Annotated in this window: 12 protein-coding genes and 1 pseudogene; 11 read left to right on the top strand and 2 right to left on the bottom strand. The window is 65.3% G+C overall.

What is annotated here, in order from left to right; all coding sequences use genetic code 11:
- Positions 1-746: 746 nt before the first annotated feature.
- Positions 747-1,064, bottom strand: a pseudogene (locus AC1RKI_RS27395) (IS4 family transposase); the annotation flags it as partial.
- Between the two features lie 207 nt (positions 1,065-1,271).
- Here AC1RKI_RS27395 and AC1RKI_RS27390 point away from each other — a divergent pair.
- Genes AC1RKI_RS27390 through AC1RKI_RS27365 form a run of 6 tightly spaced genes read left to right on the top strand, consistent with a single transcriptional unit; the run spans position 1,272 to position 7,576 of the window.
- A complete protein-coding gene (locus AC1RKI_RS27390; RefSeq protein ID WP_018009097.1) occupies positions 1,272-2,051 on the top strand; it encodes an ABC transporter ATP-binding protein in 780 nt (259 codons plus the stop codon).
- Positions 2,052-2,053: 2 nt separating this feature from the next.
- Positions 2,054-2,758: an ABC transporter ATP-binding protein gene (locus AC1RKI_RS27385; RefSeq protein WP_029043246.1), complete on the top strand. Its 705-nt coding sequence runs from the start codon at positions 2,054-2,056 to the stop codon at positions 2,756-2,758.
- Positions 2,759-2,779: 21 nt separating this feature from the next.
- Positions 2,780-3,667, top strand: a complete 888-nt coding sequence (locus tag AC1RKI_RS27380; RefSeq protein ID WP_211957915.1) for a branched-chain amino acid ABC transporter permease — start codon at positions 2,780-2,782, stop codon at positions 3,665-3,667.
- Positions 3,668-3,681: 14 nt separating this feature from the next.
- The gene (locus AC1RKI_RS27375) at positions 3,682-4,710 is read left to right on the top strand and encodes a branched-chain amino acid ABC transporter permease (protein WP_492798113.1); all 1,029 of its coding nucleotides are present in this window, start codon (positions 3,682-3,684) and stop codon (positions 4,708-4,710) included.
- Between the two features lie 56 nt (positions 4,711-4,766).
- Positions 4,767-5,987 (top strand): ABC transporter substrate-binding protein, encoded by a 1,221-nt coding sequence (locus tag AC1RKI_RS27370; protein WP_020423669.1) that lies wholly within the window; start codon positions 4,767-4,769, stop codon positions 5,985-5,987.
- Positions 5,984-7,576 (top strand): aldehyde dehydrogenase (NADP(+)), encoded by a 1,593-nt coding sequence (locus tag AC1RKI_RS27365; protein ID WP_492798050.1) that lies wholly within the window; start codon positions 5,984-5,986, stop codon positions 7,574-7,576. Before AC1RKI_RS27370 ends, AC1RKI_RS27365 begins: the two co-directional genes overlap by 4 nt.
- A gap of 57 nt (positions 7,577-7,633) precedes the next feature.
- Here the strand turns inward: AC1RKI_RS27365 and AC1RKI_RS27360 are convergent, their stop codons facing one another.
- The gene (locus AC1RKI_RS27360; RefSeq protein WP_492798051.1) at positions 7,634-8,512 is read right to left on the bottom strand and encodes a LysR substrate-binding domain-containing protein; all 879 of its coding nucleotides are present in this window, start codon (positions 8,510-8,512) and stop codon (positions 7,634-7,636) included.
- A gap of 163 nt (positions 8,513-8,675) precedes the next feature.
- Here AC1RKI_RS27360 and AC1RKI_RS27355 point away from each other — a divergent pair, with 163 nt between their 5' ends.
- The 5 genes from AC1RKI_RS27355 to AC1RKI_RS27335 are packed head-to-tail and all read left to right on the top strand — an operon-like array spanning position 8,676 to position 14,181.
- Positions 8,676-9,797, top strand: coding sequence for a glycosyl hydrolase (locus tag AC1RKI_RS27355; protein ID WP_492798053.1), 1,122 nt, complete (start codon positions 8,676-8,678; stop codon positions 9,795-9,797).
- Between the two features lie 26 nt (positions 9,798-9,823).
- Positions 9,824-10,264, top strand: a complete 441-nt coding sequence (locus AC1RKI_RS27350) for a MaoC family dehydratase (protein ID WP_011296169.1) — start codon at positions 9,824-9,826, stop codon at positions 10,262-10,264.
- A 37-nt stretch (positions 10,265-10,301) separates the two neighbouring features.
- A complete protein-coding gene (locus AC1RKI_RS27345) occupies positions 10,302-11,870 on the top strand; it encodes an acyl CoA:acetate/3-ketoacid CoA transferase (RefSeq protein WP_209761303.1) in 1,569 nt (522 codons plus the stop codon).
- A gap of 26 nt (positions 11,871-11,896) precedes the next feature.
- Positions 11,897-13,027: a 4-hydroxybutyrate dehydrogenase gene (gbd, locus tag AC1RKI_RS27340; protein WP_492798055.1), complete on the top strand. Its 1,131-nt coding sequence runs from the start codon at positions 11,897-11,899 to the stop codon at positions 13,025-13,027.
- Between the two features lie 11 nt (positions 13,028-13,038).
- Positions 13,039-14,181 carry an acyl-CoA dehydrogenase family protein gene (locus AC1RKI_RS27335; RefSeq protein ID WP_029043243.1) on the top strand — a complete coding sequence of 381 codons (1,143 nt, stop codon included), beginning with the start codon at positions 13,039-13,041 and terminating at the stop codon, positions 14,179-14,181.
- The last annotated feature ends 12 nt before the right edge of the window (positions 14,182-14,193 follow it).

Genomic DNA, 14,193 nt, shown 5'->3' with positions numbered 1-14,193 from the left:
TCTTCTGCTGTCAGGGACTTTCACCCTCTACTCCTTGCCGGTTAGCCGGCGCACACTGTATGAATATACAGTATCTGTCAGTGAGCCGCTCGCGACCCGCAACTGTACGAACTAGCAAGGCACGCGTGTCGAACTTGGCGGCCTTTGAAATTCGGGAGCCCACGCCACCCGACGCGCGCAGGGAAAGGAATGAGTCTATGGGAAACAGCCGCCTGGCAGCGAACTGCCAACTACCCGGGCAAGCCACTGGCAAACCAGTTCTCGCTGGTGCAAATGGCATTCTTGGCCGCATCCAAGGCCAATACGTGGCGGCTGTGTCAACGCCAATCGAAACTTGCACAATTGGGGCGGCCGAAAATTGCACGAACCGAATCTAGGTTACATGTTTGCCAGGCGTGTTTTTTTGCGGTGCAGCGTTGATGGTGGCCTGTACGGCGGTGGTGCTGGCCTGAAGTGGCAGAGTTGGAATCAGAGCTAGCCCGGCAAACTCCGCAACGGTCAGACCTAGCTGACCTAGCGCCATCGCCCGAGTCCGCCGATCAGAGACAGCCGCGGTCCTGGCGTGGGCGGACGGCAGAGACCGGCCATGAAGCGTCGTTGGATGACCCGCTTGCCGGGTCACTCGACCGTCAGCTTGCAGCCTGATAGCTGCCATCAGTTACCAGAATCAGCGCCAAAGGGGCCCAACTACAGTCACCGACTCTTTCTGAAATTGGAAGCGCAGCGTTTCAGCAGCGCAGAGTACGCGATCGGTCCCACAGCTTGCCGCCGCCAGGCAAGGTGCGATTGTGCTGCGAGCGCAGTAGCCAACCCGCCGGGTGGCCCAACTCCTTTGCCTTGACCATCAGCGCCATGATGTCCGGCTCCCGGTCAGCTACATAGACGAGTCGCGTGGCAGGCAGTGCGGCCGCTTGTTCGGCGACCCGCTCATACCCTTCGGTCCAGCGGGTACTCTCCTTGATGCCGGGGCGCACGCCATCCGGACCCCTTGGGCTCGCGCGCCCACATGTAGGCGTCAAGCACGCCCCAGCGGTTCGCGCTGGCGTTACCGCGTAAGTCGGGTGCGGATTCCAATCGCTTCTGTCGCCTTGTGGCGCTTCGACACGCCTTCGTGTCCTGTGACGTCCGCGACAGTTCGCGAGTAGCGCCCGACTGGCTGGCGCGTCCGACATATACACATAAAGTGTCAATGAATAACCAATAATATATTGGACGTGATCTAGCTGCGGCCATATTCTCCAGCAGACCCAACAACGGGCGCGGAAATGACCATGGCAAGCAATCTCATTCTTGAAACCGTCGGACTGAGGAAAGAATTCAAGGGATTTGTCGCCGTAAACGACGTCAGTCTCAAGGTCAGGCGAGGGCACATCCACGCGCTGATTGGTCCGAACGGTGCAGGCAAGACCACCTGCTTCAACCTCCTTACCAAGTTCCTGGATCCCACGCGCGGCACCATACGGTTCAACGGTGCCGAGATCACCGGCGAGAAGCCGGCGCAGGTCGCACGCAGGGGCGTGGTGCGCTCCTTCCAGATCTCGGCGGTGTTTCCGCACCTGACCGTGCTCGAGAACGTACGTATCCCGTTGCAGCGCAGGCTCGGGATTTCCTTCCAGTTCTGGCGCTCGCCGAAAGTCCTCGCATCGCTCGATGACAGGGCCATGGCATTGCTCGCCGACGTCGGACTGGAGGACTTCGCCGACATGACGACTGCCGAGATGCCGTACGGCCGCAAGCGCGCGCTGGAAATCGCCACCACGCTGGCCCTCGACCCCGAGCTGATGCTGCTCGACGAGCCCACGCAGGGCATGGGCCACGAAGACGTTGACCGCGTCATGCAGCTCATCAAGAAGGTCTCGGCCAATCGCAGCATCCTGATGGTGGAGCACAACATGAAAGTGGTGTCCGGCATCTGCGACGCCATCACGGTGCTGGCGCGCGGCAGCGTACTGGCCGAGGGCACCTACGCGGAAGTCTCCGCCAACCCGCAGGTCATCGAGGCCTATATGGGCAGCGCTGATGCCGCGCTCGCTGCGCCGGGGGGACATTGATCATGGCGACGGAATACCTGCGGGTCACCGACCTCCATGCCTTCTACGGCGAATCGCACATCCTGCACGGCATCGACTTGCTGGTGAACGAGGGAGAGTGCGTGACCCTGCTCGGCCGCAACGGGGCAGGCCGTACCACCACCCTGCGCGCGATCATGGGCCTGACGGGGCGGCGCGCCGGCTCGGTCATGATCGACGGCCGCGAGGCAATCGGCATGCCGGCCCATCGCATCGCGCGTCTCGGCGTCGGCTTTTGCCCGGAAGAGCGGGCGATTTATTCCAGCCTCTCGTGCGAGGAGAACCTCCTGCTGCCGCCGCAGGTCGGTGGCGGCGGGATGAGCCTCGACGAGATCTACGCGATGTTTCCCAACCTCCACGAGCGGCGGCATAGCCAGGGCACGCGGCTCTCGGGCGGTGAGCAACAAATGCTGGCGATGGCGCGCATCCTGCGCACCGGGGCGCGGCTGCTGCTGCTGGATGAAATCTCCGAGGGACTGGCGCCGGTGATCGTGCAGAAGCTCGCCCAGGTCATCCGCGACCTCAAGGCGAAGGGCTACACGATCGTGCTGGTGGAGCAGAACTTCCGGTTCGCCGCGCCGCTGGCCGACCGCATGTACGTGGTGGAGCACGGCCAAATCGCCGCGGAGATCCACCAGCACGAGATTCACGAGAAGCAGCACCTGCTCCAGGAACTCCTGGGTGTCTGAGACCGCTGCGGAGGAGACAACATGACAACGATTCTGGGAGTCCCGCTACAGGGGCTGTTGGGGCAACTCGTGCTCGGGCTGGTGAACGGCTCGTTCTACGCGATTCTCAGCCTCGGGCTTGCCGTGATCTTCGGCATGCTCAACATCATCAACTTTGCCCACGGCGCGCTGTTTATGGTGGGCGCATTCGTCGCCTGGGCGGGCCTGGAGTATCTCGGCATCAGCTACTGGTGGTCGCTGCTGGCGGCGCCGGCGCTGGTCGGGCTAGCGGGTATCGCCATCGAACGCGGCCTGCTGCGGTGGCTGTACAAGCTCGACCACCTGTACGGGCTGCTGCTCACCTTCGGGCTGGCGCTGATTATCGAAGGCCTGTTCCGCTTCCAGTTCGGCGTCTCGGGGCAGCCCTATTCGATTCCCGACGAGGTGGCCGGCGCCTTCAACCTCGGCTTCATGAGCCTGCCGAAATACCGCGCGTGGGTCATCGGCGCCTCGCTCACAGTGTGCCTGGTGACCTGGTTCACGATCGAGAAGACCCGCCTCGGCGCCTACCTGCGCGCCGCCACCGAGAACCCAAGCATTACCCAAGCCTTCGGCATCAACGTGCCGGTGATGGTGATGCTGACCTATGCCTTCGGCGTGGGCCTGGCCGGGCTGGCCGGCGTGCTGGCAGCACCGACGGGGCAACTAAGTCCGCTGATGGGGTCGAACCTGATCATCGTCGTGTTCGCGGTGGTGGTGATTGGTGGCATGGGTTCCATCCTTGGCGCGATCGTCGCCGGGCTGGGGCTGGGCGTGGTCGAAGGACTGACGAAGGTGTTTTATCCGGAGGCGTCGGCCACGGTGGTCTTCGTGATCATGGTCATCGTGCTGATGGTTCGGCCGGCGGGCCTGTTTGGCAAGGAAAAGTGAGGTCGAGTATGAAAATGAGAAATCTTGGCTACGGTGTCCTGCTGCTGGGCGCGCTGGCGGCCCCGGCCGTGCTCTATCCGGTGATGCTGATGAAGGTGCTGTGCTTCGCCTTGTTCGCCTGCGCCTTCAACCTGCTGCTCGGCTATACCGGCCTGCTCTCGTTCGGCCATGCGGCGTTCCTCGGCACGGCGGCCTATATATCGGGCTACGGCATGAAGACCTGGGGGCTGACCCCGGAACTCGGCCTGCTGCTCGGCACGGCCGTCTCGGCTGCTGCGGGCTTTGTCGTCGGGGCGCTCGCTATTCGCCGGCAGGGCATCTACTTCGCGATGATCACGCTTGCGTTGGCACAGATGTTCTACTTCCTGTTCCTGCAGGCGCCGTTCACCGGCGGCGAGGACGGCATGCAGGCCATTCCGCGAGGCAGGCTGTTCGGCCTGATCGACCTGGCGTCGGACCTGCGCATGTACTACTTCGTGCTGGCGATCTTCCTGTTCGCCTTCTGGCTGATCCACCGCATCATCCATTCGCCTTTCGGCCAGATCCTGAAGGCGATCCGCGAGAACGAGGCGCGCACCACCTCGCTGGGCTACGACGTCGCGCGCTACAAGCTGCTGGCCTTCGTCCTCTCGGCGGGCCTGGCCGGCCTTGCCGGGGCCACCAAGACCCTGGTCTTCCAGTTTGCCACGCTGACCGACGCGCACTGGCACACCTCCGGCGAAGTCGTGCTGATGACGCTGTTGGGCGGCCTTGGCACGGCCTTCGGCCCGGTGGTGGGCGCGGGCATCGTGGTCGCCATCCAGAACGCCTTGGCCGACAAGGTCGGCTCCATGATCACCGTGATCATGGGGAGCATCTTCGTCGTGTGCGTGCTGGCGTTCCGCCGCGGCATCGTCGGCGAGTTGAACGCGTTGTGCCAGAACATTGTAGGCAACCGCCGCGGCCGGCCCGCACCGTGCCACGCTGCCGGGCCGGCACCAAGTCATGACGAAACACCCGCCGGAGCAGGCGTGCCTGGCCGGCGCGTGGAAGGAAAGGCATGAAATCTGGCGCTGAACGGAACACCCCATATCTATCCCCACAGAAGAGGAGACACATGATGAACAATCGCATCAAGCTGCTTTCGCTCGCCGCGCTGCTGACGGCCTCGACGGCGCAGGCCGAGATCACGGACGGCGTGGTCCGGATCGGCGTGCTCAACGATCAGACCGGCGTTTATGCCGGGCTGGCTGGTCCCGGTTCGGTCTGGGCCGCGAAGAAGGCAGTCCAGGACTTTGCGCCCGAGAAGCATGGTCTGAAGGTGGAGATCGTGGCCGCCGACCACCAGAATAAGCCGGACGTCGGAGCGAGCATCGCCCGCCGCTGGTTCGACGTGGACAAGGTGGACGCTATCGTCGACGTGCCGACCTCGTCGGTCGTCCTGGCGGTCAACCAGGTGGCCAAGGAGAAGAACAAGGTGATGATTGTCACCGGCGGCGGCACCTCCGACCTCACCGGCAAAGCCTGCACGCCCAATGCGATCCACTGGGCCTACGACACGTGGGCACTGGCGAATGGGACTGGTAAGGCGGTTGTCAAGTCGGGGGGCAAGAGTTGGTTCTTCGTGACTGCTGACTACGCCTTCGGCCACTCGCTCGAACGCGACACCGAGGCCGTTGTCGTCAAGAACGGTGGCAAGGTCCTCGGCAAGGTCCGGCATCCTTTCCCGGGCAACGATTTCTCCTCCTACCTGCTTCAGGCTCAGGCCTCCAAGGCGCAGGTAGTGGGCCTGGCCAACGCCGGGGGGGACACCATCGGCGCGGTCAAGCAGGCCGCCGAGTTCGGCGTGACCGCCGGCGGTCAGAAGCTGGCAGGCCTGCTCGTCTTCAGCAGCGATGTCCAGGCGCTCGGCCTCAAAGCCGCCCAAGGCCTTTTGCTGAGCGAGACCTGGTACTGGGACATGACCGACGAGAACCGCAAGTTCGGCAAGGAATTCGCCGCCGCCAACAACGGCAAGTTTCCAACCATGGCGCAGGCGGGCACGTACTCGGCGGTGACCCACTACCTGAAGGCAGTGGCGGCAATGAAGGCGGATGGCGACGGCGCTGCCGTGGTCGCGAAGATGAAGGCGATGCCCACCGACGACAAGCTGTTCGGCAAGGGCAGCATCCGCGAAGACGGCCGGAAGATCCACCCGCTCTATCTTTTCGAGGTGAAGAAGCCGTCGGAATCGAAGTACGCGGGCGACTTCTACAAGCTCATCGCCACCATTCCCGCCAACGAGGCGTTCCGGCCGATGGAAGAAGGTGGCTGCCCGCTCATTGGGAAGAAGGCGTCATGAGCATCACCGGACATATGCTGATCGGGCAGAGCAGCGTCAGCGGCACCGCCGGCGCGTTCAAGGCGTTTTCTCCGGCGCTTGCCGCCGACATCGAGCCCGCATTCGGCGGCGCCGGCCCCGCCGACGTCGACCAGGCCTGCCGCCTCGCTGCGAGCAGCTTTGCGAGGTATCGCGAAACGACGCCCGAGACCCGCGCCAGCTTCCTGGAAGCCATCGCCACCGGCATCGAAGGCCTCGGCGACGCCCTCATCGAGCGCGCCATGGCCGAGACGGCTCTGCCGCGAGCGCGTCTGCAGGGCGAGCAGGCGCGCACGGCGGGCCAGTTGCGGCTGTTCGCAGGGGTTGTACGGGCCGGGCACTGGCATGGGGCGACGTTGGATACGCCCTTGCCCTATCGCACGCCGCTGCCGCGCCCCGACCTGCGCCGACGCAACGTCCCGCTGGGCCCGGTGGCCGTCTTCGGCGCCAGCAATTTCCCGCTGGCGTTCTCGGTGGCCGGCGGCGACACGGCGTCGGCCCTCGCGGCGGGCTGCCCGGTGGTCGTCAAGGCCCACCCAGCGCATCCCGGCACTTCCGAACTGGTCGGCCGGGTCATCCAGGCGGCGGTGGCCGAATACGGGCTGCCGGAGGCGACCTTCTCCCTGCTCTTTGGCGTTGGCAATGACGTAGGACAGGCGCTCGTCGGGCATCCCGCCATCCGGGCAGTCGGCTTCACCGGCTCCCGGGCCGGTGGCCTAGCGCTCTTGCGGCAGGCGATGGCCAGGCCGGTGCCGATTCCGGTCTACGCCGAAATGAGCAGCGTCAACCCGGTGCTTCTGCTGCCACATGCGCTGGCAGATCGTGCCGAGGGCATCGCGCGGGAATTCGTCGATTCGCTCGTGATGGGCGTCGGCCAGTTTTGCACCAACCCCGGTTTGGTGATCGCGCTGGAAGGGGACGACTGTGATCGCTTCGAGGCCGAAGCCGGGCGGGTCGTACAAGGTAAGCCGGCGGGTACGATGCTGACGCCCGGCATCGGCCGCGCCTACGCCGCCGGGGTGGCGCGCCTGCGGGCGCATGAGGCAGTCAGAAGCGTGGCCACCGGCGAGAGCAGCAGCGGCGCCTGCGCGGCGACGGTCCATCTGTTCGCCACCGACGCGGCCAGCTTTCTGGCTTTTCCCGAACTGGGTGAGGAGATATTCGGTCCCTGCTCGCTCATCGTCAGATGCCGCTCGGCGGCGGATGTGGCGGCGGTGCTCGATGGGCTGGAAGGGCAACTGACCGCCACGCTGCAGATGGCGCCGGCGGACGAAGCTCTCGCGGCCGAACTGCTGCCGCGGCTGGAAGACCGGGCGGGCCGAATCCTGGTAAACGGCTTCCCGACCGGCGTGGAAGTGAGCCACGCCATGGTCCACGGCGGACCGTTCCCGGCCACGTCCGATGGGCGCAGCACGTCGGTCGGCAGTGCCGCCATCGAGCGGTTCCTGCGCCCCGTGTGCTATCAGAACTTCCCATCCAGCCTGTGGCCGGCCGCGCTGGCCGACTTCAACCCACTGGCGCTCGACCGCCACGTCGACGGTAGCCTGTCGCCGACCTCCCGGCGCGACTGAACACCCGCGCCATCCTCCGCCTTGCCCATATTGCACCGGGCGAGGTCGGAGGAACCCTCACAGCATGCTTTTGGCCGTCTCGATGAACGCCGTCATGAGCGGCGTTGGGGTGCGCTGGCTATAGCCGAGCATGATCTCGATTGTCGGCTGCCGGCCTTCGATGGGCTTGTAAACCACGTGGTCGAACTTTACCTTCCGGACTGACGCTGGCACGAAGCCGATGCCCGCACCGGAGCTGACCAGGCCGAGTAGCGTATAGACCTGCCCCACTTCCGAGATGACCTTCGGTACAAAACCCGCCGACGCGCACATGCGCATGTTCATGGCGTGGAAGTCCGGCGCCATCTCCGGTATGTACATCACGAAGGGCTCCTGCGCGCATTTCTTCAGAGAAATCGACTCAGCGTTCGCCAACGGGTGTCTTGCCGGCACGGCCAGCACGAACGGCTCTTCCAGGATGGTCTCCCATGTCACTTCCTCAAGGTCTGGCACCGGCCGCATGAAGGAAATATCCGCGTCACCCCGGCGCAGCGCTTCCGCCTGTTTGACGACCGGAAACCAGCGCAGCAGGATTTCGACGGAAGGAAAACGTTCTCGGTAGGCGCGCAGGATGGGCGGCAGCAGCGTGTAGGACGTGTGTTCGAAGAAGCCGACCGTCAGCCGACCCGTCTCGCCGCGATGCGCGCGTTGCGCCTGCACGACTGCCCTCTCGGTAGCTCGCAGGATCTGCCGCGCTTGCTCAAGGAAAATGCGACCCGCTTCCGTCAACTCCACGTGCCGACGCGAGCGATTTAGCAGTGTGACATCCATCTCCTCCTCGAGTTGGCGGATCTGCATGCTCAGCGGAGGCTGGGCGATGTGCAGTCGCTCGGCCGCTCTCGTGAAATTAAGTTCCTCAGCGATGGCGATGAAGTACCGCAGGTGGCGAAGGTCCATCACTATATCCATTGAGTATCAAAGATCCATTAATTATATATTGGACACTAGTTTGCGCAATCCCTAGGATTCCATGCATACCCCGCTCCGCACGCCACCCCAGCCGGTCCACAAGGCTGGCACCGGAGACCGGACAAGCCAATGTACGCATGGAGACAAACATATGGATTCCAGACTGATCGATGATGCGCTCGATCGCATCCTGCAACGCATCGATGCGACGATCTCGCAGGACGAGGCGGGTTTTCCGCACTATGGCAATCCGGCCGACGGCACCTGGACACGCACCCCGGCCGGCGACTGGACCGGCGGGTTCTGGGTCGGGATGCTGTGGCTGGCTGCCTTGCGCACTGGCGAGCAGAAGTACCGCGACAGCGCTCGCATGTGGTCCGCACGGCTGGCGCCGCGGGTGGTGTCGAAGTCGGTGTTCAAAGGGTTCCTCTTCTGGTACGGCGCGCAACTCGGTGGCTCCCTGCTGGCCGATCCGCAGGCCGCAGGGCTCGCGCTCGACGGCTCGCGTGGCCTGGCGGAGATGTACAGCGAAGCGGCCCGCCTGATCCCGCTCGGCACCGAGGCTGAGGAGGCTTCCAGCGTGGGGGCGTGCGAGGCCAACATCGATGCGATTCCGGGCACCGTGGCGCTGCTGCTGCGGCACGACGCCGCGCTCGGCACGGGCGAGATCGGCCGCCAGCACCTGCGCCAGCACATTGCCTTATGCGTGCGGGAGGATGGCTCGGTTTGCCAATCCGCCACATTCAATGCTGCCGATGGTTCGCTCGTGAAGCGCTACACGCACAAGGGCATTCATGACAGCAGCACCTGGGCCCGCGCCCAGGCGTGGGGCATGCTCGGCCTCGCACAGGCACTGTCGTGCGGCGAGCAGGCGTTCAAATCCGACGCGATCCGCGTGGCCGATTGGTGGGTCGCGCACCTGCCCGCCGACTGCGTGGCCTTCTGGGATTTCGACGATCCCACCATCCCGCACACTAACCGCGACACCTCGGCCACCGCCATCGCCGCCGCCAGCCTGTTCAAACTGGCTGCGCTCATCCCGGAGCGGGCGGAAGTCTACCGCCAGGCCGCCGTCGAGAGCACCGAGCAACTCGTGATCCGCTTCCTGACCCCGGTCAGCCCAGGCGATGTACGGCAGGCGGGCATCCTCACCGGCGGCTGCTTCAACAAGCGCAATGGCGTCGCCATGGATAACGAACTGGTCTGGGGCGACTACTTTCTCTTCGAATCTCTGCTCATCCTCGCGGGCAGGATTGACGCCACCCAGGTCTGAACCCAACCCACTCCCGGAGAAACCAAGTGTCCGACATCAAGATCCCGCACGAAGGCAACGTATCCACCCTTATTGGCACGCACACCAGCTACACGCGCACCCTCGGCGAGTACGACATCTATGCCTTCGCCGGCATCAGCGGTGACAACCACCCCAATCACATGGACGAAGAATACTGCAAGCGCATGGGCTTCGGCGGCCGCATCGCGCAGGGCGCCATGATGGTCGGTTTCATCGCCGGTGCCGTGACCAAGTATCTCGACATGATCAAACGCCCGGCGGTCTCCTACGGCTACGACAACGTGCGCTTCACCAAGCCCGTTCGCATCGGAGACACCCTCACCGTGAACTACCGCATTGCCCGCGCCGACGACGAGAAGAAGCGCCTGTGGGCTGAGGCAACGCTACTCAACCAGCGGGGCGAGACGGTCTGCGTCGGTACCCACATCATCCATTTCCAGGCCTGAGCCCGGGCGGCGAGCGGCGAGAAAGGTGAGAGATCGCATGAGCAAGATCTGTACTGCGGCGCAGGCCGTTTCGGATATACGCCCCGGCCAGAGCGTGGGCAGCGTCGGCGTGATCGGCTGGCTGACGCCGGACGCGTTGTTCCAGGCGCTGGCGCAACGCTTCCATGAAACTGGATCGCCTCGTGACCTGACCTTCTTCTTCCCGGTCAGTGTCGGCGACGGCATGGGCATCCGCGGCATGGATCACGTGGCAGTCGAAGGGCTGATGAAGCGGATCGTGTCGGGCAACTTTACCAATGCGGTGAATCCGGCCACCGGCGAGCGCCCCGAGTTCATGCGCCTGATCCGCGAGAATCGGGTGGAAGCCTACTGCTGGCCGATCGGCGCCACCATGCACTGGCTGCGCGAAGTCGCCCGGCGCAGCCCAGGCTACCTGACCCGCATCGGCCTCGGCTCCTACATCGATCCGCGCCAGCAGGGTGGCAAGTACACGGCGCGCGCCACCGACGACCTGGTGCGGATGCAGGAGCTGGACGGCAAGGAATACCTGTTCTATCCGAGCTGGCCGCTCGACGTGGCGTTCCTGCGTGCCACCAGCGCCGACGAGCACGGCAACCTGAGCTTCGAGGACGAGCCGATCACGTCGTGCGCGCTGGCCATGGCGCTGGCGGTGAAGGCGTCAGGCGGCACCGTGATCGCACAGGTGCGCAAGCTGGTGCCGCGCCACGCCCGGCCGGCGCATGCGGTGCGGATTCCCGGCGTGCTGGTGGATCGCGTCGTGGTGGAACCCGACGCCATGATGACCACCGACATCCGGTACGACGATGCCTATCTCGGCGGCCAGCTTTTCGACGGTCGCGCCTCGGACCGCCTGACGCCCGGCGCCGACAAGGTGATCGCTCGGCGGGCGGCCCGGGAAATCAGGCCCGGCGAGGTCAGCATCTTCGGCTTCGGCGCTTCATCCGACGTGCCCACGGTGATGATGGAAGACGGCCTGTTCGCCGACGGCGGCCTGCATCGCTACAGCTTTACCACCGAGCACGGCCCCTTCGGCGGCGTCGTGATGAGCGGTTGGCAATTCTCCGCCAACAAGTATCCGGAGGCCTTGATCGACGGCCCCTCGCAGTTCGACTTCATCGACGGCGGCAACTGCCCGATGGCGGCGCTGGCCTTTGCCCAGTTCGACCGGGCCGGGAACATCAACGTCAGCCGCTTCGGCGCGGCCAATCCGGGGCCGGGCGGCTTCATCGACATCGCCTACAACGCGCGCAAGCTGCTGTTCACCGGCACCTTCACCACCGGCGGCCTCGCCGCCGACACCACCGACGGTTTCCTGTCGGTCGGGCGTGAGGGGAGCGTGCGCAAGTTCGTCGAGCGCGTGGACGAGATCACCTATCCGCTCGGGCGCAACGTGGCCGAGCGCGGCCAGGAGGCCAAGGTCATCACCGAGCGCGCAGTCTTCTCGGTGGCGCCAGACGGACTGGTGCTGGAGGAGGTTGCGCCTGGTATTGACATCAGGTCGCAGGTGCTAGACCTGATGGCCTTCCCGCCGGTGCGCGTGGCGGAGCCGCTTCCGCGCATGGACCCAACGCTATTCCGCGCCTGACGCATCGACATATCTACGAGGAAAACATGGCTGTCATCAACTACCTGACTACCGTTCACATCGACTTCGGCGCCATCCGGATGCTGGGGGCCGAGCTGCAGCGCCTGGGCATCCAGCGACCGCTGATCGTCACCGACCGCGGCATCCGCGCCGCCGGTATCGCCGACAAGGTGCTCGACGCCCTGGGCCCGGATTGCACGCCCACCGTCTTCGAGGACACCCCATCCAACCCGACGGAAGCCGCCGTGTCGGCCGCGACCGGCCTTTACCTCGGCAATGGCTGCGACGGCATCGTGGCCGTGGGCGGCGGCTCGCCCATCGACCTGGGCAAGGCCACCGCGCTGCTGGCGACCCACCCGGCACCGCTGCAGACCTACGCGGCGGTGGAGGGCGGCGCGAGCCGGATCACCAGCCGGGTCGCCCCGCTGGTGGCCATCCCGACGACTGCGGGTACCGGCAGCGAGGTGGGCCGGGGCGCTGTCATCGTCATGGAGTCCGGTCGCAAGCTCGGCCTGCTTAGTCCGTTCCTGCTGCCGAAGCTCGCCATCTGCGACCCCGAGCTGACGCTGGGCTTGCCTCCGGCCCTGACCGCCGCGACCGGCATGGACGCCATCGCCCACTGCATCGAGACCTTCCTGGCGCCGGCAATCAACCCGCCCGCCGAGGCGATCGCTCTGGACGGCTTGCGCCGCGGCGTGGCCAATATCGGCAAGGCCACCGCCGACGGCTGCGACCGCGACGCGCGCTGGAACATGATGATGGCCGCCATGGAAGGCGCGCTGGCCTTCCAGAAGGGGCTGGGCGCGGTGCATGCCCTGTCGCACCCGCTGGGCGCGGTGCCCGGCGTCTCGTTGCACCACGGCACGCTTAACGCCGTGCTGCTGCCCGCCGTGCTGCGCTTCAACAAGCCGGCGACCCAAGCCAAGCAGGCCGCACTGGTACAGGCCATGGGCCTGCCCGCCGGCGGGGACCCGGTTCAGGCCATCAGCGACCTCAACGCCCGTCTCGGCTTGCCGGCCGGTCTCGGCGCCATGGGCGTGCCGCGTGACGTGCTGGAAGACATCGCGGTCGCCGCCACGAAGGACCACTGCCACGCCACCAATCCCCGCATTGCCACGGTCGACGATTACTTGGCGATGCTGCAGGAATCGTATTGAGGAGGAAGACGATGTCATACGTCGCAGAACACCACGAGATGATCCGCGAGGCGGTGCGCCGCTTCGCCGAGGAAGAGATCGCACCGGTCGCCCACCGGTTGTGGGAAGAGGAGAGTTTTCCCTACGAGATCTGGCGCCGGGCCGGCGAACTGGGTTATATCGGGCTGCCGTACCCCGAAGCCTGGGGAGGTAGCGGCGGCGACTGGCTTGGCTTCGCCATTGCGCTGGAAGAGATCGCCCGCGTCGATTGCGCCGTGGCCGTGGCCATCATGGCCAACTCGACGGCGGCCAGCCTGCTCAACAACTACGGTACCGACGGCCAGAAGGCGCGCTTCCTGCGGCCGATCCTGACGGGCACGCAGGTCGGCTGCATCGGCCTGACAGAGCCGAACGCCGGCTCCGACGCCGCCAATATCCAGACCCGCGCCGTGCTGAAGGATGGCTGCTGGGTCATCAATGGCGCCAAGACCTTCATCAGCAACTCGGGTTCCGAGATCACCGGCCCGATCGTCATTGCGGCGGTGACGGGAACCCGACCCGACGGCCGCAAGGAGATTTCGAACTTCATCGTGCCGAACGGCACGCCCGGCTTCAGCCATGGCAAGAAGCTTCACAAGATCGGCTGGCGCGGATCGACCACATTCGAGCTGTTCTTCGAGGACTGCACCATTCCTGCCGAGCACCTGCTCGGCGAGCTCGGGGCCGGCCTCAGACAGACCCTGTCACAGGTGAGCACCGGCCGCATCCTGATCGGAACGCTGGGCCTGGGCATCCTGCAGGGCTCGCTGGAACGCTCCGTCCGCTACATGAGCGAGCGCACAGCGTTTGGCAAGACGCTCAACCAGTTCCAGTCGCTGCAGTTCAAGCTGGCCGACATGGCGACCCACGCACACGCTGCCCGCCTGATGCTCTACGACGCCGCGGTGGCCAAGGACGAGGGCCGGCCCTACGATCGGCAGGCCTCGATGGCAAAGCTCTTCGCAACCGAGAAGGCCATGGAGGCGGCCCACCAGGCCGTGCAGATCCACGGCGGCAACGGGATCATGACGGAGTACGCGGTATCGCGCGCGTTCGGGGATGCCAAGGTGCTCGAGATCGTTGAGGGGACCTCCGAGATCCAGCGGATGATCATCTCCCGCGACGTAATGCGCTGACGCACGGCTGCA

This window comes from Cupriavidus sp. GW822-FHT06G04, assembly GCF_058799075.1.
The sequence above is the reverse complement of the archived record's forward strand: the minus strand, read 5'-3'. Positions and strand labels throughout refer to the sequence as shown.

Coding starts and splice junctions, on each gene's coding strand:
- AC1RKI_RS27390 (WP_018009097.1), top strand. CDS start 1,272: ATGGCAAGCAATCTCATTCTTGAAACCGTCGGACTGAGGAAAGAATTC.
- AC1RKI_RS27385 (WP_029043246.1), top strand. CDS start 2,054: ATGGCGACGGAATACCTGCGGGTCACCGACCTCCATGCCTTCTACGGC.
- AC1RKI_RS27380 (WP_211957915.1), top strand. CDS start 2,780: ATGACAACGATTCTGGGAGTCCCGCTACAGGGGCTGTTGGGGCAACTC.
- AC1RKI_RS27375 (WP_492798113.1), top strand. CDS start 3,682: ATGAGAAATCTTGGCTACGGTGTCCTGCTGCTGGGCGCGCTGGCGGCC.
- AC1RKI_RS27370 (WP_020423669.1), top strand. CDS start 4,767: ATGAACAATCGCATCAAGCTGCTTTCGCTCGCCGCGCTGCTGACGGCC.
- AC1RKI_RS27365 (WP_492798050.1), top strand. CDS start 5,984: ATGAGCATCACCGGACATATGCTGATCGGGCAGAGCAGCGTCAGCGGC.
- AC1RKI_RS27360 (WP_492798051.1), bottom strand. CDS start 8,512: ATGGACCTTCGCCACCTGCGGTACTTCATCGCCATCGCTGAGGAACTT.
- AC1RKI_RS27355 (WP_492798053.1), top strand. CDS start 8,676: ATGGATTCCAGACTGATCGATGATGCGCTCGATCGCATCCTGCAACGC.
- AC1RKI_RS27345 (WP_209761303.1), top strand. CDS start 10,302: ATGAGCAAGATCTGTACTGCGGCGCAGGCCGTTTCGGATATACGCCCC.
- gbd (WP_492798055.1), top strand. CDS start 11,897: ATGGCTGTCATCAACTACCTGACTACCGTTCACATCGACTTCGGCGCC.
- AC1RKI_RS27335 (WP_029043243.1), top strand. CDS start 13,039: ATGTCATACGTCGCAGAACACCACGAGATGATCCGCGAGGCGGTGCGC.